General features: G+C 71.0%; 18 protein-coding genes. 6 read left to right on the forward strand and 12 right to left on the reverse strand.

The window, feature by feature from the left end:
• Window positions 1-33 precede the first annotated feature (33 nt).
• Together FFT09_RS21285 and FFT09_RS21290 are read left to right on the forward strand one after the other, a co-directional pair.
• Window positions 34-1,452 (forward strand): FAD-dependent monooxygenase, encoded by a 1,419-nt coding sequence (locus FFT09_RS21285; RefSeq protein ID WP_138383795.1) that lies wholly within the window; start codon window positions 34-36, stop codon window positions 1,450-1,452.
• 29 nt (window positions 1,453-1,481) lie between these two features.
• Window positions 1,482-2,144 (forward strand): enoyl-CoA hydratase-related protein, encoded by a 663-nt coding sequence (locus FFT09_RS21290; RefSeq protein WP_138383796.1) that lies wholly within the window; start codon window positions 1,482-1,484, stop codon window positions 2,142-2,144.
• Here FFT09_RS21290 and FFT09_RS21295 read toward each other — a convergent pair.
• Window positions 2,129-2,575, reverse strand: coding sequence for an SRPBCC family protein (locus FFT09_RS21295; protein ID WP_167305421.1), 447 nt, complete (start codon window positions 2,573-2,575; stop codon window positions 2,129-2,131). The two genes, FFT09_RS21290 and FFT09_RS21295, sit on opposite strands and share 16 nt — an antisense overlap.
• Before the next feature lie 28 nt (window positions 2,576-2,603).
• On the opposite strand from FFT09_RS21295, the gene FFT09_RS21300 reads away from it, so the two are divergent.
• On the forward strand, window positions 2,604-3,509 hold the full coding sequence (locus tag FFT09_RS21300) for an SMP-30/gluconolactonase/LRE family protein (RefSeq protein ID WP_081190447.1): 906 nt from the start codon (window positions 2,604-2,606) through the stop codon (window positions 3,507-3,509).
• A gap of 186 nt (window positions 3,510-3,695) precedes the next feature.
• Entirely contained in the window at window positions 3,696-4,493 is a 798-nt protein-coding gene (locus FFT09_RS21305) for an aminotransferase class IV family protein (protein ID WP_138383798.1), read from the forward strand.
• Here the strand turns inward: FFT09_RS21305 and FFT09_RS21310 are convergent.
• Both FFT09_RS21310 and FFT09_RS21315 read right to left on the reverse strand, forming a co-directional pair.
• A complete protein-coding gene (locus FFT09_RS21310) occupies window positions 4,463-5,404 on the reverse strand; it encodes a haloalkane dehalogenase (RefSeq protein ID WP_244231452.1) in 942 nt (313 codons plus the stop codon). The genes FFT09_RS21305 and FFT09_RS21310 overlap by 31 nt on opposite strands.
• Window positions 5,401-6,222 (reverse strand): SDR family oxidoreductase, encoded by an 822-nt coding sequence (locus FFT09_RS21315; protein WP_138383799.1) that lies wholly within the window; start codon window positions 6,220-6,222, stop codon window positions 5,401-5,403. Before FFT09_RS21315 ends, FFT09_RS21310 begins: the two co-directional genes overlap by 4 nt.
• Before the next feature lie 88 nt (window positions 6,223-6,310).
• Between FFT09_RS21315 and FFT09_RS21320 the strand changes: the two genes are divergently transcribed.
• Entirely contained in the window at window positions 6,311-6,712 is a 402-nt protein-coding gene (locus tag FFT09_RS21320; RefSeq protein ID WP_138383800.1) for a winged helix-turn-helix transcriptional regulator, read from the forward strand.
• 49 nt (window positions 6,713-6,761) lie between these two features.
• Here the strand turns inward: FFT09_RS21320 and FFT09_RS21325 are convergent, their stop codons facing one another.
• The 7 genes from FFT09_RS21325 to FFT09_RS21355 are packed head-to-tail and all read right to left on the reverse strand — an operon-like array spanning window position 6,762 to window position 13,991.
• Window positions 6,762-8,615: a bifunctional sugar phosphate isomerase/epimerase/4-hydroxyphenylpyruvate dioxygenase family protein gene (locus FFT09_RS21325; protein WP_138383801.1), complete on the reverse strand. Its 1,854-nt coding sequence runs from the start codon at window positions 8,613-8,615 to the stop codon at window positions 6,762-6,764.
• A 25-nt stretch (window positions 8,616-8,640) separates the two neighbouring features.
• A complete protein-coding gene (locus FFT09_RS21330; RefSeq protein ID WP_138383802.1) occupies window positions 8,641-9,675 on the reverse strand; it encodes a Gfo/Idh/MocA family protein in 1,035 nt (344 codons plus the stop codon).
• Entirely contained in the window at window positions 9,672-10,106 is a 435-nt protein-coding gene (locus FFT09_RS21335; protein WP_081190454.1) for a type II 3-dehydroquinate dehydratase, read from the reverse strand. Before FFT09_RS21335 ends, FFT09_RS21330 begins: the two co-directional genes overlap by 4 nt.
• Before the next feature lie 12 nt (window positions 10,107-10,118).
• Window positions 10,119-11,174, reverse strand: a complete 1,056-nt coding sequence (locus FFT09_RS21340; RefSeq protein ID WP_138383803.1) for a DctP family TRAP transporter solute-binding subunit — start codon at window positions 11,172-11,174, stop codon at window positions 10,119-10,121.
• 30 nt (window positions 11,175-11,204) lie between these two features.
• Window positions 11,205-12,473 (reverse strand): TRAP transporter large permease, encoded by a 1,269-nt coding sequence (locus FFT09_RS21345; protein WP_244231458.1) that lies wholly within the window; start codon window positions 12,471-12,473, stop codon window positions 11,205-11,207.
• Between the two features lie 2 nt (window positions 12,474-12,475).
• The gene (locus tag FFT09_RS21350; protein WP_081190456.1) at window positions 12,476-12,997 is read right to left on the reverse strand and encodes a TRAP transporter small permease; all 522 of its coding nucleotides are present in this window, start codon (window positions 12,995-12,997) and stop codon (window positions 12,476-12,478) included.
• On the reverse strand, window positions 12,990-13,991 hold the full coding sequence (locus tag FFT09_RS21355) for a zinc-dependent alcohol dehydrogenase (RefSeq protein WP_081190457.1): 1,002 nt from the start codon (window positions 13,989-13,991) through the stop codon (window positions 12,990-12,992). Before FFT09_RS21355 ends, FFT09_RS21350 begins: the two co-directional genes overlap by 8 nt.
• 181 nt (window positions 13,992-14,172) lie before the next feature.
• Between FFT09_RS21355 and FFT09_RS21360 the strand changes: the two genes are divergently transcribed.
• Window positions 14,173-15,168: a LacI family DNA-binding transcriptional regulator gene (locus FFT09_RS21360; RefSeq protein WP_081190458.1), complete on the forward strand. Its 996-nt coding sequence runs from the start codon at window positions 14,173-14,175 to the stop codon at window positions 15,166-15,168.
• Window positions 15,169-15,174: 6 nt separating this feature from the next.
• Here FFT09_RS21360 and FFT09_RS21365 read toward each other — a convergent pair whose 3' ends face one another.
• Together FFT09_RS21365 and FFT09_RS21370 are read right to left on the reverse strand one after the other, a co-directional pair.
• Complete coding sequence (locus FFT09_RS21365; RefSeq protein WP_138383805.1) at window positions 15,175-16,065, reverse strand: oxidoreductase; 891 nt, start codon at window positions 16,063-16,065, stop codon at window positions 15,175-15,177.
• 145 nt (window positions 16,066-16,210) lie between these two features.
• Window positions 16,211-16,636, reverse strand: coding sequence for a hypothetical protein (locus FFT09_RS21370; protein WP_081190460.1), 426 nt, complete (start codon window positions 16,634-16,636; stop codon window positions 16,211-16,213).
• Window positions 16,637-16,676 lie beyond the last annotated feature (40 nt).

A 16,676-nucleotide genomic window follows, 5' to 3' on the forward strand; every position in this document is an offset into this window, starting at 1 on the left:
CATGTTGCCCACCCCCCACAGTGGAGGCCGCCGATGACCGACGTGATCGTCGTGGGTTCCGGCCCGACCGGACTGCTTCTCGCGGGTGATCTCGCGGAAGCGGGCGCCGACGTCACCGTGCTGGAACGCCGCACCCAGGAGTCCAACCTCACCCGCGCGTTCGTCGTCCACTCCCGCAGCCTGGAGCAGTTCGACGCGCGAGGACTCGCCGAGCCGTTGCTCGCCACCGGAAACCGGGTGGACCGGTTCCGCCTTTTCGGCAACGTCTCCGTCGACCTGTCGAGCCTGCCCAGCCGGTTTCCCTACATGGTCGTCACACCGCAGTACGAGGTGGAGCGCGTGCTGGAGAAGCGCGCGTCGGACCTCGGTGTCACGGTGCGGCGTGGCGCCCAGGTGCGCAGCGTGCGCTCGCATCCCGACCGGGTGGAGGTCGGTGCCGTCGACCCCGCCGGGGAGCCCCACATCGAGCGGGCCACCTACGTCGTCGGCACCGACGGCCACCACAGCACGGTGCGCGAGCAACTCGGCGTCCCGTTTCCCGGTAGGGCCGTCGTGCGGTCGCTCATGCTCGCCGACGTCCGGATGACCGACCCGCCCGCCGACCAGCTCACCGTGGACGGCGGGCAGCACGGGTTCTGCTTCGTCGTGCCCTACGGCGACGGCTGGTACCGCGTCATCGCGCGAGATGCCCGCAACGAACTGCCGGACGACGCGCCCGTGCGCCTCGACGAGATCGCCACGGTCGCGCGCCACGTGTTCGGCACCGACTTCGGCATGCACGGCCCACGGTGGATGTCGCGGTTTCACAGCGAGGAGCGGCAGGCCGAGCACTACCGGCTCGGGCGGGTGTTCCTCGCGGGCGACGCCGCTCACGTGCATTCCCCCGCGGGCGGCATGGGGATGAACACCGGACTGCAGGACGCGGCGAACCTCGGCTGGAAGCTGGCCGCCGCGCTGCGCGGCAGGGGCGGCGAGGAACTGCTCGACACCTACGAACGCGAGCGGCACGCGGTGGGCCGCATGGTGCTGCGCATGAGCGGCGGGATGCTGCGCGCGGCCATGCTGCGCTCCCCCGTCGCCCGCTCGGTGCGCGAGTTCGCGGCACCGAAGTTGCTCGCGCTGCCGAAGGTGGGACGCCAGCTGCCGTTGCGGCAGAGCGGGATCGGGATCTCCTACGGCAGGCCGAACGGGGCCCACAAACTCGTCGGAACACGGGCGGGCGACGTCGTCGCCGACGACGGCACCCGGCTCTACGAGGCGCTGCGCGGTGGCCGGTTCGTTCTCGTCGCCGACCCGTCGTTTCCCGTGCCCGACGGTCTCCCGCAACTCCCGGTCTCCGGTGCGGACACCGCGACACTCGTCCGCCCCGATGGCCACGTCGCCTGGGCCGGGCCCGATCCCGGCACGCTCGGTGACGCGCTGCGCCGATGGGGAGCCGCTGAGACGACCTGACCCTCTCCCCAGCTTCCCGAAGGACCACCATGCCCATCCTGACCCAGCACGCCGACGTCGCCGTTCTCGATCTCGGAGCAGGCGAGAACCGCTTCCACCTCGGCTGGATCGCCGAGACCGAGGCGGCCCTCGACAAGGTCGCCACGGCCGAGGGCCCGCGTGCGCTGGTGACCGTCGCCGACGGGAAGTTCTTCTCGAACGGGCTGGACCTGGAGTGGGCGTCAGCCCACCCCGACCGGTTCTCGGACTACCTGGCCTCGGTGGAGCGGCTGCTCGCCAGGGTCCTGACGCTGCCGCTGGTCACCACCGCGGTCGTGCAGGGCCACGCATTCGCCGCGGGCGCGATGTTCACGCTGGCGCACGACTTCCGCATCATGCGCGCCGACCGGGGGTTCTGGTGCCTGCCGGAGGCCGACCTCGGCCTGCCGTTCTCACCGGGCATGTCCGCGCTGATCCAGGCGCGCCTCACACCGCAGACCGCGCACGCGGCCATGACGACCGGCCGCCGCTACGGCGGCGAGGACGCGCTCGCGGCGGGGATCGTCGACCGGGTGGCCGGTGAGGCGGAACTGCGCGAGACCGCGCTCGCACTCGCCGCGTCCCAGGCGGGCAGGGCGAGCGCCGCGCTCGCGACCATCAAGGAGACGCTCTACGCCCCCGTGCTCAGGGCCCTGCGTCACGAGGGCGGGTGAGCGCCGGGCTCAGGCCGCGCCGCGCGCTCCACCAGCGCGCCCGCCTCCGTGTCGAGGTACTGCCGGGTGAGCCGCCCGACAAGGGCGCGGGCGAGCCGGGCCAGCGGGCCGCTCCAGGTGATGCCGAGCACCACCTCGCTGCGCCCGTCGGCCAGCGGGATGATCTCGTGGGTACCGGTGGTGGTGCTGCCGCCCCACGAGGACGTCCAGGTGAAGCCGTGGCCCGGATTCCACTCGGTGACGGTCCAGCGCGCCCGGCCCAGCCTCGGCTGCACGACGACACAGCGGGTGCCCACGCCGTGCGGCCCACCGGGGACGTCGGGCACCAGCTGGTCCACTGTGGGCAGCCATTCCGGCCAAGACTCCAGATCCGACAACACGTCCCAGAGGCGCTGGGCGGGAAGATCGGTGACAGTCCGCGACATCAGCATGTACCAGATGGTACAGGAGGGAAAGGTCATGAGGACGACGGCGAGCGACCGCATTCCGGCGGAGTTCGAGGTCCACGACGAACGCTTCCGTGGCACGGGCGGCGACAGAGTCGTCGAACGGATCTTCGACGGCGGCCGGTGGGTGGAGGGCCCCGCGTACTCGCCCGCGTGGCGCTGCCTGGTGTTCAGCGACATCCCCAACGACCGCGTGTTGCGATGGGACGAGACCACCGGCGCCGTCGGCGTGTGGCAGCAGCCCGCAGGCCACGTCAACGGACACACGATCGACCGCGCCGGCAGGCTCGTCCGTTGTGAACAGGGCCACCGCAGGCTCACCCGGGTCGAACCCGACGGCCGCCTGACCGTGCTCGCCGAACGCTGGCGAGGGCTCCGGTTCAACAGTCCCAACGACGTCGTGGAGCACTCCGACGGTTCGCTGTGGTTCACCGACCCCAGTTACGGCATCGACAGCGACTACGAGGGCCACCGCGCCGAGCCCGAGATCGACGGCTGCCACGTCTACCGCGTCGCTCCCGGCGGGAAGGTCACCCGGGTGGCCGACGACCTCGTGCGGCCCAACGGGCTCGCGTTCTCGGCCGACGAGCGGACGCTGTTCGTCGTCGACACGCGGCGCAAGCACATCCGCCGCTTCTCCGTGGGCGACGACGGTGCGCTCGGCGGCGGCGACGTGTTCGCCGACTGCACCGCGGGGACGTTCGACGGTATCCGGCTCGACGAGCACGGGCGACTGTGGGCGGCGGCCCACGACGGTCTGCACTGCTTCGGCGACGACGGCACCCTGCTGGGCAAGCTGACACTGCCGCAGGTCTGCTCCAACCTCACCTTCGGCGGTCCCCGGCGCACCGTGCTGTACGTGACCGCGACCACCGCCGTCTACTCGATCATGCTGAACGTCAGCGGCGCACGGGTGTGACGGCGGGTGTGGTGCCGCGAAGGCCACCCTCGCTGCGTCTCACGCAGTCAAGGTGGCCTTCGCTGCACCGCCCCGAGCGGACGATCCGGGGCGGCGCCCGGCTCGGCGGTGGGCACGGTAGCGGTCCCGTGAGCGTGGACACAGCGGCTTGAGCCTGACACCGATGTCAGGCTCCACACTGCGGGCATGACCACACTCGCCCAGCGCGGCGGCCACCCGGCCACCGCCGAGAACCTGGCCCCGCTGGCGTTCGCCGGCTACGCCCACTTCACCGCGATGCAGGTGAGCTCCGATGGCGTCCGCGGGTTGGACCTGCATCTGCATCGCCTGCGGTCGGCGTCCCGGGACCTGTTCGGCAGCGCGCTTCCCGACGAGCTGGTGCGCCACCGGCTCCGGACGGCACTGGCGGCGGGACCCGGAGGCGCCGTGTCGCTCACGGCGACCGTGTTCTCCACCGCGGGCGAGTTCACGGCCGCCGACGGCGACCTCGACCTGCTGGTGCGGCTCGGCCCGCCCGCCACGCCTCCCGCAGGGCCGCTGTCACTCGACTTGGTCGGACACGAGCGGCTGCTTCCCGGCATCAAACACGTCGGCGAAGCCGCCAAGACCTACTACCTGCGCGAGGCCACCGCCCGCGGACACGACGACGCCGCGTTCGTCGACCGGCGAGGCAGGATCGGTGAGGCCACCATCTGGAACCTGGCCTTCTGGGACGGGCACTCGGTGGTGTGGCCGCGAGCGGCGGTGCTGCCGGGCGTCACGATGGGCATCGTCCGCAGGCAGCTGGACCACCTCGGTGTGCCACAGCGCGAGCAGGACGTCACGTCGGCGAACCTGCCCGCGCTCGCCGGGGCGGTGGTGATGAACTCGTGGACGCCGGGAATCGCGGTGCGGCGGTTCGCCGAGGTGCCCCTGCCCGTCGCCCCGGAGTTCGCGCGCCTCTTGCACGACGCCTACGACGCCGAACCCTTCGTGGCGCCGTGAGGACGGGAGCGCGGGGAGCACAACCCGTGCTCGTCCAGCCATGCGACCAGTGACCCGCCGATGGCGTCCGGCTGGTCTTCCGGGGTGTGATGACCCGCGACGAGGTCGTGCTCCACGATGTCAAGCCCGGCGATGTTCTCGGCACACCAGGCGATCATGTCCGGCCCCATCATCGTCCCCGGCCCATGCTGGAACGTGACGAGCAGCTTCGGCACGTCGGAACTGGTCGCCAACCAACGGTCGTAGTACTCGACCCTCGCCACGACATCGGCGGGGTCTCCGCCGAGCGGCATGGACCGCGGCCACTGCAACAGCGGACGCCGAGTCGCCGGCGTGGGATACGGCGCCCGGTACACATCCAGGTCCGCCGTGGACAACGGGGTGGCGACCGTCGCCGGCAGTACTTCGTCCACGAACACGTTGCGCTCGAGAACCATTTCCTCACCGACCCCAGGGGTCTTCAGCAAGCGGAACATTTCCCGCCCGCCTTCGGGGAACTCCCGCCACGACATCGGTTTGACGATCGCCTCGGTGAGAGCGAGCCCGCGTATCCGGTCGGGATTCCGTGCGGCCCAGTCGCAAGCCAGCGCACCGCCCCAGTCGTGGCCGACCAGGACGACACTGTCCAGCTTCAGGGCGTCGAGCCAGGCGGCGAGATACCGGGCATGGTCGTCGAATGTGTAGGCGATGTCCGGTTTACCGGACTCGCCCATGCCGATCAGGTCGGGGGCCAGCACGCGCCCGGCAGGGCCCATGGCAGTCAGGACATGCCGCCACAGGTACGACGACGTGGGATTGCCGTGAAGGAAGACGATGGGCTGGCCCGCACCCGCCTCGCGGTAGGACACGATCGAGTCGAGGACGTTGACGGCAGGCATGGTTGGCTCCTGAGAGTTGATGGGGAAGGTCACTTGAAGGCTGCGAGCGCACGGGAGGTCCACTCGGCGAACGTGCGCGCGCGCCGACCGAGTAACGAGTTGATCTCGGGGTTCACAAGTTGCTCGGTACGGGTGGGCTCACCCAGGATGTCCAGCGTGGTTTCGACGACCGGCTCCGGCATCCCCCGCAGCATCATCTCTCTCGCCTCAGCGCGGCTCTGCTCGGCGAATCGCACCGGCTCCGCCAGTGCGGCCCCGATCACCGCCGCCTGCATACGAGGCGAGATCGCCTCCGGCCCTGTGAGGGTATGGGTGCGCCGTTCGTACCCGGTGCAGCGCAGTGCGACAGCAGCGACTTCGGCGACGTCCGCCGGATCGACGAGCGGCAACCCGACATCACCGAACGGCGCCCTGACCACCCGGCGTGCGCGGACCTCCTCGCTCCATCGCAGGGCATTGGAATAGAAACCGGACGGACGCAGAATCGTCCATTCCAGACCCGAACGCACGACCGCGTCTTCGATGTCCTGGGAATGCCGTTGCGTCGCCACCCCTTGTGAGGAAAGCAGGACGACTCGCTGCACCCCCGAGCTTCGGACGATATCGAGCAGGCCGCCGAGTCGCCCACCAGCGGCCATGAAGCTCCCGGGAGTCAGCAGGAACAGATCCCGCGCTTTCTCAAGCGCGACCCTGAGCGACTCGGGTTCGAAGAGATCGGCCTCACAGCACCGAACCCCCTCCGGCACCTCAGTGATCCGCCGCGCGACTGCGGTCACCCGCTCGCCCGCCTCCGCGAGAGCGCGCACCAGCGGCCTTCCGACGTTACCCGTCGCTCCCGTCACCACGATCATGTCGTCCCCTGTCTCGAGTCTGCGGTACGGACCGGGCGACAGTACTGTGGGCTGGCTAGTAGGTACCTAGAGGAAAGTGAGGGTGACTGTGACGCGAACCACGTCCGGTGTAGCTCCGGTAGCAGCCTGTCCGATCACCGACGTGGTCGACATCGTCTTCAGCCGCTGGACGACACCAATCCTGTGGACGCTGCACGAACACGGGCGCCAACGGTTCGTCGAACTGGAACGCCGCATCGCGACGATTACGCCGAAGGTGCTCACCCAGCGCCTGCGGCAACTCGAACGCGACGGCCTTGTCATGCGGACCTACTATCCCGAGGTCCCGCCCCGAGTCGAGTACGAGATCAGCGAGCTGGGACGAAGCCTTGGGCCGCTGTTCGCAGCGCTCGCCAACTGGTCGGATCACCTGCCCGCCGTCGAGCGGGCCCGCCGCGACTACGACTCGGCGCGCTCGTCCCGCTCGGTGCCGGGCAGACCCGTGCAGTGAAGGCCACCCTCGCTGCGTCTCGCGCAGTGAAGGTGGCCTTCGCGGCGCCCTACCCGCGCCGAGCGGCCCGGTGCGCGGCCATCCGGACCGGGGCGTTGACCGCTCCGTAGCCCGCATAGCCGCCGGTGCGCTGCACGACCTCGAAGAACACCCGGCCGCCGAGCACCTCGGTGTGGCAGTGGAAGAACTCGCCGTCGGCGTCGCGGTCGTAGAGCACCTGGCACTCACGCAGCTCTGCCACCAGCGCCGGATCGAGGTCGAGCCGCGCCTCCAGGTCGTCGTAGTAGTTGTCCGGAATGGACAGCAGCGGCACTCCCCTCGCGCGCATCGCCCGAGCACTGGCGATGATGTCGTCGGTGGCCAGCGCCACGTGCTGCGGGTCGGGCACTCCCGGCGCCCACTCACCACGCCGGAGCACGGTGCCGTGCAGCGCGAGCCGCACCCGTCCACCGGGGTCGGTCACGGCGCGGTGGCGCACGAGTCCGAACGGGGCGGCGAACTCGCTGTCGTGGCGCGGTGCGAGGCCGAGCACCGCGCGGTAGAACAGCGTGGCCTCGTCGAAGTGGTCGAAGGGCTGGGCCAGCGCCACGTGGTCGAGGCGCGTCAGCGCGGTGGGGGTGTCCAGCGCCGCACCGGTGAGCACGAAGTCACTGAGCCAGCCGGTGCTGTCGGCGCCGGTGCGGCAGAAGAACACCTCCGTGCCGTCCGGTGCCGCGACCGCGCTGAGATCGGCCTCCGCGGGGCCGGGGGTGCGCGGCAGCCGGGGTGCCAGCAACGCCTCCGCCCGCAGCGCCGACGCCTCCGGGTCCGCCGTCTCGACGGCGATGGCGCTGACGGCGGTGTCCTGCTCGGCACCGAAGTTCAGCAGGATGCGCGCATCGCCCTGCTGCCAGAGCTGCACCGGCTTGGAGCGGTGCTCTCCCCGATGCGCGAAGCCCATCGCGGCCAGCACCCGCGCGATGCGGTGGCCCCACTCGGCGTCGACGGCGAGTTCGGCGAAGGCGATCCCCGCCAGTTCCGGCGCCTGCGGCGGCGCGGTCAGCGTGACCCGTTCCCGCTCCGGGCCGTCGGCGCGCCGCCCGACCTCCTCCTCCAGCGCGATGAGCGAGCGCATGGCGTCCACGGCCACCCTGCCGGGTTCGGCCTGGCGGTAGACGTCGTTGAACACCTCCAGCGACAGCGGGCCACGATAGCCCGCGGCGAGCACGGCGGCGGTGAACTCGGCCAGCGCGAACGAGCCCTGCCCGGGGAACAGCCGGTGGTGCCTGCTCCACTGCAGGACGTCGGTCTCGAGGTAGGGCGCGTCGGCCAGTTGCAGGAAGAACACCTTCCCGCCCGGGATGCGGGCCACTCCGGCGGGATCGGTGACCTCGGGATCGCGTTGCGCGCGGGAGAGCACGTGGAAACTGTCCAGGCAGAGCCCGAGCGCGGGATGGTCGGCACGGCGCACGATCTCGGCCGAGTGTTCCCAGGTGTCGACGTGGCGACCCCACGCCAGCGCCTCGTAGGCGATCCGCAGGCCGCGTTCGGCGGCGTGCTCGGCCAGGGTGCGCAGGTGCTCGGCGGCGAGATCGTCGTCGGCCGCGGCCTCGGGCGAGGTCGACGAGCACACCAGCAGCAGATCGGTGCCGAGGCGCTGCATGAGATCGAACTTGCGCTCGGCCCGCCGCAGGTTGCGGGCCAGAATCTCCGGGCCGACGGCCTCGAAGTCCCGGAACGGCTGGTACATCTCGACCGACAGCCCCGACTCCGCGCAGTGCTCCCGGATGCGCTCCGGTGACCAGGGCGACGAGACGAGGTCGCTTTCGAAGATCTCGACGCCGTCGAAACCGGCCGCCGCGGCGGCGTCGAGCTTGTCCTCCAGCGTGCCCGACAGGCACACCGTCGCCATGGACCGCGTCATCCGGCTCATTCGCCTCGTTCCCTCGTCATCCGATCTCGACCTGTTCTCCGGTGCGCACCGCGTCGGTGACCGCGAGCGTGGTGCGCAGCGTCGCCAGTCCCTCCCTGCCGTCGACCAGCGGGGGCCGCCGCCCCTGGATCACCGCGCGGAAGTGCGTGAGCTGCCGCGCCAGCGGATCCTCCCGCTCGACCGGCACCACCGCGGTGCGCAACGGCTCCCACCACGAGGGCGTCCCCTCGTACACGCGCAACCGCATCGTGGGAATGCCGAGCGAGCCGTCGGTGCCGGCCAGCACGTAACAGTCCTCGTCCTCGTGCCGGGGGAAGCGCGGGTCCTCCCGCGAGGTCAGTTCCCAGCTGCGGGCGGAGGCGGCGGCATCGGAGAGCAGGAACGTTCCCAGCGCCCCGGACGCGAACCGCAGTGTGATCGCCGCCGTGTCCTCCACGGCGAAACCGCGCGTCGCACCCGAGGCCGTGGCCTGCACTCCGGTGATGTCGCCGCACAACGCCCGCAGGTTGTCGATCTCGTGGATGAGGTTGATCAGGATCGGTCCTCCGCCGGGCCGCGCGCGCCACGGAGCGCGCTCGAAGTAGTCGTCCGGCTTGCGGAACAGCGCGGTGCCCTGCACCGCGACGAGCCTGCCGAGCGTGCCGCGCCGCACCACCGCCCTCGCGGCGGCCAGCAGTGGGCTGTGCCTGCGGTGGTGGCCGACCAGCAGCGGCACGCCCGCCGACTCGGCAGCCTCGACCATCGCCAGCCCGTCGGCCACCGAGTCGGCCAGTGGCTTCTCGACCAGCACCGGCACACCGTGCGCCAGGCAGCGGAGCACGTGCTCGGCGTGGAACCGGTTCGGCGACGCCACGATCACCCCGTCGGGGCGGACCACCGCGAGCATGTCGGCCAGCTCCGCGTAGGCGGGAATCCCGGGCAGCGCCGCACGCGCCGCCGGATCGGGGTCCACGACCGCCGCGGGCTCGCAGTCCGGATCGGCACCCAGCAGCCCGAGGTGCCTGCGGCCGATCAGGCCCGCGCCCACGACCGCGATCCGCACCGGGCTCACCCCGGCTCCCGCATCGCGAGCCACCGCAGCGCCAGCTCGTATCCGGCGAGGCCGCAGCCGACGATCGAGGCCGTGGCCACGGCCGAGAGGTACGAGTGGGCCCGGAACGGCTCCCGCGCGTGCACGTTGGTGATGTGCAGCTCGACCAGCGGCGCGGTCAGCATGGCGCAGGCGTCTCGCAGGGCCACGGACGTGTGCGTCCAGGCCCCCGCGTTGAGCACCACGGCGGCGCCGTCGTCGGCGGCCTCGTGGACCCACCCGAGCAGGTGGTGCTCGGCGTCGGTCTGCCGCACCGAGACGTCGAGCCCCAGTTCCGTGCCCAGCGACGTAGCACGCCGCGCCAGCTCGGCGTGCGTGGTGTGCCCGTACTTCGCGGGCTCCCGCACGCCGAGCCGCCCCAGGTTGGGCCCGTTGAACACGCGGACCTGCACAGCGTCGCCTCCCTATTCAGCGGACTCGCGCACGCGCTCGTAGAGGTCGAGTTGCTCACCGGACAGGGTGTCGCGGAAGTGGTTCTCGGCCCGCTGCGCGAACGCCTCGCGGTCCACGTCCTCCACGACCGTCACCTCGCCGCTGTCCCGCCACTCGTCGAGGATCTGCCGTTCCTCGTCCTCCAGGCACGACCGGTTCTCGGCCCTCGTGTCGCGCACCGCCTGCTGCAGCGACTCCTGCTGCTCGCCCGACAGCGCGTTCCACTTGTCCTCGTTGATGACGATGAGCTGGGAGCCGGTCTGGTGACCGGACAGGCTCACATGGCTTTGCACCTCGTCGAAGCTCTGCTCGGCGATCGTGGGCACGGGGTTCTCCTGCCCGTCGATGATTCCCTGCTGGAGCGCGAGATAGACCTCCTCGAACGCGACCGCGGTGGCCTCCGCTCCCACGGCCTTGGCGTTCTCCAGGTAGATCGGGGAGTCGGGATAGCGCATCCGCAGCCCGGCCAGGTCTCCTGGTTCGCGGATCGGCTCGTTGGCCGAGAAGTGCCGCATCCCGAAGAACCAGACGTCGAGGATGCGGGTGCCGGTCTCTTCCGCGAAGCCGTTCTTCAACTCGTCGGCGGCACTGCTGTCGAAGAACTCGAACAGCTGGTCCGGGCCCTCGAAGGCGTAGGCCATGTCGAGCACGCCGATGGGCGCGTAGGTGGCGGCCAGCGCCGAGGAGCCCTGCACGTCCATGTCGACGTCACCGGCCATGACCGAGTTGAACCGCGCCGTGTCACCGCCGAGCTGACTGTTGGGGAAGGTCTCCACGGTGACGCCGTTGTCCGCCTCGGCCATGGTGTCGGCGACGGACTGAATCCCGCACCGGGTGTGCGGGTGCTGGTCGGTGTAGCTGTTGGCGAACGAGAGCGTGACGGCACCGTCGCCGCCGCCACCGCCACCGTCCGGGTCGTCGCCGATGGCCGTGCAGCCCGTGGCCGCCAGCACGGCGGCGGGCGCGAGCGCGAGGCAGCGCAGGGCGCGGCGCGAGGGCGTACGGGGCACTGTCTTGCTGGGCGGCATCGTTGCCTCCTGGTGTGTGGGAACTGGGACCTACAGCCCGAGCAGGCCGGGCAGGAACGTGACGACCGACGGCACGAACGTGACGAGCAACAGCACGGCGAACAGCGGGATCAGAAACGGTGCGGTGCCCCGGAACACCTCGTGGACCGGCAGCCCGGTGACCGGGCTGAGGACGTAGAGCACCGCGCCGATGGGCGGAGTGAGCAGCCCGATCATGAGGTTGATGATCGCGATGACGCCGAAGTGCAGCGGGTCCACACCGAACTCGACGGCGATCGGCAGCAGGATGGGCACGGTGATGACGAGCACCGACGTGCCTTCCAAGACGGCGCCGAGGAAGATCAGCAGGACGTTGACCATGAGCAGGAACACGACCTGGTTGTCGGTCACGCCGAGCATGAACTCCGCCACCGCGGCGGGCACCTGCTCCCGGGCGAGAATCCACGCCAGCAGCCCGGAGGCGCCGAGGATCAGCGTGATCGACGCGGTGGTGGCGGCCGTGTCCCGCAGGATCGTCCCGAGGTCACGCGGCCGCACCTTCCGGTACAGCAGGCCGAGCACCAGCACGTAGGCGGCGCCCACGGCCGCGGCCTCGGTCGGCGTGAACACCCCGCCGAGAATGCCGCCGAGGATGATCACCGGCGTGAACAGCGGGCCGATGACCCGCACGAACGTCGAGCGCAGCCTGCCCCAGTCGAAGGGCTGCGACTCCAGCGACGACTGGCGGCGGGCCCAGAGGAACACCGTGATCGCCAGCGCACTCGCCATGAGGAACGCGGGCACCACGGAGGCGGCGAACAGCGCGCCGGTGGACACGGCGGCCAGGGAGGCGTAGATGACCGCGGGAATGCTGGGTGGCATGACCGGGCCGATCAGGCTGGACGCGGCGGTGACCCCGACCGAGAACCGCTTCGAGTAGCCCTTGCGCACCATCGCCGGAACCTCGACCTTGCCGAGTCCGGCCGCGTCGGCCAGCGCCGAGCCGCTCATCCACGAGAAGCCGAGGCTCACGCCGATGTTGACGTAGCCGAGGCTGCCCTTGATGCGGCCGACCAGCGCCAGTGCGAAGTCGAACAGCCGGTCCGCGATCCCCGCGTGGTTGGCGACCACGCCGACGAGGATGAACAACGGCACGGCCAGCAGCGGGAAGCTGTCGATCGCGCCGGTGACCTCGCGGATACTCAGCCCGATCGACTGCCCTTCCACCGCCACGTAGGTCAGGCAGGGGCCGAGCAGTGCGAACGCCACCGGTACCCGCAGAGCCAGCAGCGCGAGAATGGCCGCCGCCAGTAGCAGCATGTTCACGAACTCCGCTCCTTCCCGGCGGTGCGCCACGACGCGACGACGGCGAGCACCGACCGCACGGCGGTGAGCCCCAGCCCCACCAGCGGGATGACGTAGAAGTAGCCGATCGGGATGCCGATGGCGGGCGAGACCTGGCTCGACGGCTCGGTCGCCAGCACGAACGCCTCGTAGGCGAGGTTGACGCACACGAAGGCGACGATCACGCCGGCGAAGGACGCCACCACCCGCCGCCACACACCCCGGGTGACCTGGTCGACCAGCTTGAGCGTGACGTGCTCGTCGCGTTGCATCAGATAGCCCGACATGGCGAACGTCAGCCACACCAGAGCGAACCGGGACAGTTCCCCGGTCCACACCCAGCCGCCCCCGGGCAGGTAACGCTGCCCGGCCTGTACCAGCATCAGCACGAAGATCGTGGCGAGCAGCAGACCACCCAGCACGGCTTCGGCCGTGCTCAACCAGCGCAGCACCCGCCCGCCCGGACGGTCCGGGCGCACGGTTCCGGCGTTCTCAGCCATCGTCGTCCTCCTGCCACACGCCGAGGTCGATCCACGACTTGCCCGCCACCGATCGCGCCTGCGCGAACGCCTCCGCCGCCTGGTCCGGCCTCGCGGCGTGCTGGAGCACCCGCGCGGGCGCCCGCGGGTCGGCGGTCACCGCCGCCACGGTGTCACCGAAGTCGGCCGGGTGGTCGTAGATCAACGAGCCTCGGATCACCACCTGCCGTCGCACCAGGTCCACGGTCGACAGTTGTGCGGGCTCGGCACTCATTCCGATCACCACGACGGAACCGGTGGACGCGACCGCGCGCAGCGCCACCTCCCAGGTGGCGGGTGCGCCCACGGTGTCGAACACCACCGGGAAGTCACGCGCCCGCCCTGCCTCGACACCGTGCGCCCCGAGGCGTTCGGCGAGCGCGACCCGGCCCTCCAGCGGCTCCACCACCGACGGCCGCGCACCGACGGCGAGCAGCGCCTGGCAGACGAGCAGTCCCTGCGAGCCCGCACCGAGAACGAGGCAGTCGTCGCCCGCGCCGACGGCCGCCCTGCGCACGGCCGCACGGGCCACCGCCAGCGGCTCCACGCAGGCCAGCGTCGAGTCCGGTGTCGTCGCCGGGACCGGCCAGGCGTAGCGGGCGGGCACGGCCACTCGCTCGGCCAGCAGACCGGGCAGGTTCATGCCGACGATGCCGCGCGACGCGCACGCGGAGGTGCTGCCCGACCGGCACTGCGGGCAACGCAGGCACCCGTAGTTCGGTTCGATGACGACCCGCTGTCCCGGGTACCGGTCGCTCACCCCGTCGCCCACGGCGAGGATCGTGCCCCCGCCCTCATGGCCCATCACCCAGGGCAGGTGCGGGGTCTCGCGGTCACCGTCGTGGACCGAGAGGTCCGACCCGCACAGGCCGACCGCGCGCATGCCCACCAGGACCTCGCCCTCGGCCACGGCCGGCTCCGGCCAGTCGTCGACCACCTCGACCCGCCGGGGCCGCGTCAGGACGATCGCCCTCATCCACCCATCCCTCTCCACGCTGAGTCACTCACCGAACACCGCACCGGCGGGGGCCACCTGGCGCGAGTGGGCCGACCCTAAGCCGACGACGAACACCATGACAAGCGGTTGCCAAAAGTTGCCACTCCAGTGTTCGCGGCACTACCGTGAGCGCGTCGACAACGAGATCGGGGGGACCGCAGTGGCGGAGCGCAACGGGAAGCGACCGACGATCTACGACGTCGCGCAGGAGGCGGGAGTCGCGACGTCGACGGTGTCCCGGGCACTCGCCAACCCGGAGCGGGTCAACGCTCGCACCCGCGAACACGTCCTGACGGTCGCCGAGCGGCTGGGCTACCGCACCAACCCGCTGGCCAGGGCACTGCCCTCCGGGCGCACGCAGACCGTGGCACTGTCGGTCTCCGACATCACCAACCCGCACTTCTTCGGCGTCATCCGCGGCGCCGAGCAACAGACCCGCGCCGCGGGCTACACGCTCATCCTCGGCGACACCGAGGAGTCACCGGATCTGGAAACCAGCAACATCGAACGTCTCAGCGGCTCCGTCGACGGCTTCGTGATCGCCGCCAGCCGCATGTCGGACGAACAGATCGCCACGCTGGCCACCTCGCACCGGCTCACGCTGCTGAGCAGGCAGGTGCCCGGCGTGCCGAGCGTGATCGTCGACCACGAGGACGGCACCCGCCAGATCATCGAGCACCTCGCCTCCCTCGGGCACACCTCCGTGGTCTACCTGGCGGGACCACGGCGGTCGTGGCTTGCCTCGCGGCGCTGGCACAGCATCCAGGCCAGCGCCGCGCGGCACGGCATGACCGCCACCCGCCTCGGCCCGTTCCCGCCCGCCGTGGTCGGCGGGGCCGCCGCCGCCGACGCGACCATCGGCCACGGCGCCACCGCCGCCATCGCCCACAACGACCTGCTCGCGATCGGCATGCTCCGGCGGCTCGCCGCACGCGACGTCCACGTGCCCCGCGACCTCAGCGTGGTCGGCTACGACGACATCTTCGGCACCGACTTCTGCTCCCCGCCACTGACCACGCTCGCGGGGCACTTCGAGGAAGCGGGCCGCCTCGCGGTCGACCTGCTCCTGGGCTCCCGGCGTGGTGGGCCCGCCCCGCAGCGGGTCCTGCCGTCGTACCTGGTGGTGCGGGAGTCCACCGGTCCGGCGCTGCGCTGAGCGCGATCAGCTTCCGGAGCCGATGCCGTCCAGCGCGGCGAGAGCGTCGGCTGGCAGATCGAGTGCGGCCGCCGCGACGTTCTCGCGCAGATGCGCCACCGACGACGTGCCGGGGATGGGCAGGACGTTCGGCGACTGCCGCAGCAGCCAGGCCAGTGCCACCGCCTGCGGCGAGGCACCCACGTTCTTCGCGACCGTCTCCAGCGTGGCCGACTGGATCGGGGTGAACCCGCCGAGCGGCCAGAACGGCACGTACGCGATGCCCTGCTCCGCCAGCGACGCGATCAGCGGTTCGTCACCCCGGTGCGCGACGTTGTACCAGTTCTGCACCGTCACGACCGGCGCGATCGACTGGGCCTCGCGCACCTGCTCGGCGTTCACCACGCTGACCCCCAGGTGCCGGATCAGCCCCCGTTGCCGCAGCTCGGCCAGCGCGCCGAACGGCTCGGCCAGCGAGCCCGGCACCGGAGAGTGACCGTCGGCTCCCCCACCGACGCGCAGGTTCACCACGTCGAGCACGTCCACGCCCAGCGTGCGCAGGTTCGACTCGACCTGCTCGCGCAGCTGCCGTGGCGAGCGGGCGTGCGGCCACCCACCCTCCTCGTCGCGCACCGCGCCGACCTTGGTGACGACGTGCAGCTCGTCCCGGAGCTCGCCGTACGGTGCCAGCGCCTCCCTGAGCAGCTCGTTCGTGACGTGCGGGCCGTAGAAGTCGGCGGTGTCGATGTGGTTCACCCCGAGTTCGACCGCCGTGCGCACCACGGCGATCGCCTCGTCGCGGTCCTTCGGCGGTCCCCACACCCCGGGGCCCGCCAGCTGCATCGCGCCGAAGCCCAGCCGCGCGAGGGTGAGCCCGTCGGCCATCGTGAACGTCCCGCCGGGAGCGTCGCCTGCCATGTTCCGTCCTTTCGCTCGGGTCCGTCCATCCTCCGGGCCGGGCCGCGGCGCACGGAAGGGACCCGCGCCTGCCGTTTCGTGGCTCACCCGTGGGCGGCTCGCGAAACCCCAGCGGGTTCGCGAGCCGCCCACGTCTCACTCTCGCTCAGGAGGTCGGGCTCACCCGCTCACTGCTCAACATGATCAACTTATCCCGATCGTAGGCTCCGACGGTCCAGAAGAGCCGCTTGTTCTCACCGATGTTGTCGTGGAAACTGTCGCAAATCTGCCACCCGGCGCTGCTCGTTCCGTACTCGTAGCACCGGTAGCTCTTGCCGTCACTGTCGATGGCCCGCATCTCGATGTGATAGCCGTCGGCGCGCATGTCCTTCACCCAGAAACGGTCTCCGTAAGGCTGGAAGCAGGCTAGTCCCATCTGCGTGCCGATGGGCGCCTCCTGGGTGCGCACCTCGTTGCAGTACTCCAGAGACGGAGTTCCACTGGTCTGCGTCGCGCGCTCCGTGTACGTCGCGGCGACCGCGGACCCGGAGAAGACGAAGGCGAGCGCAGCCGCCGTCACCAGCACGCTCACCGACCTGACAAGCCGAACACCACGGTTTCTCACCGGATCT

Origin of the sequence: Saccharomonospora piscinae (assembly GCF_005862235.1) — a bacterium.
Lineage (GTDB): Bacteria > Actinomycetota > Actinomycetes > Mycobacteriales > Pseudonocardiaceae > Saccharomonospora > Saccharomonospora piscinae.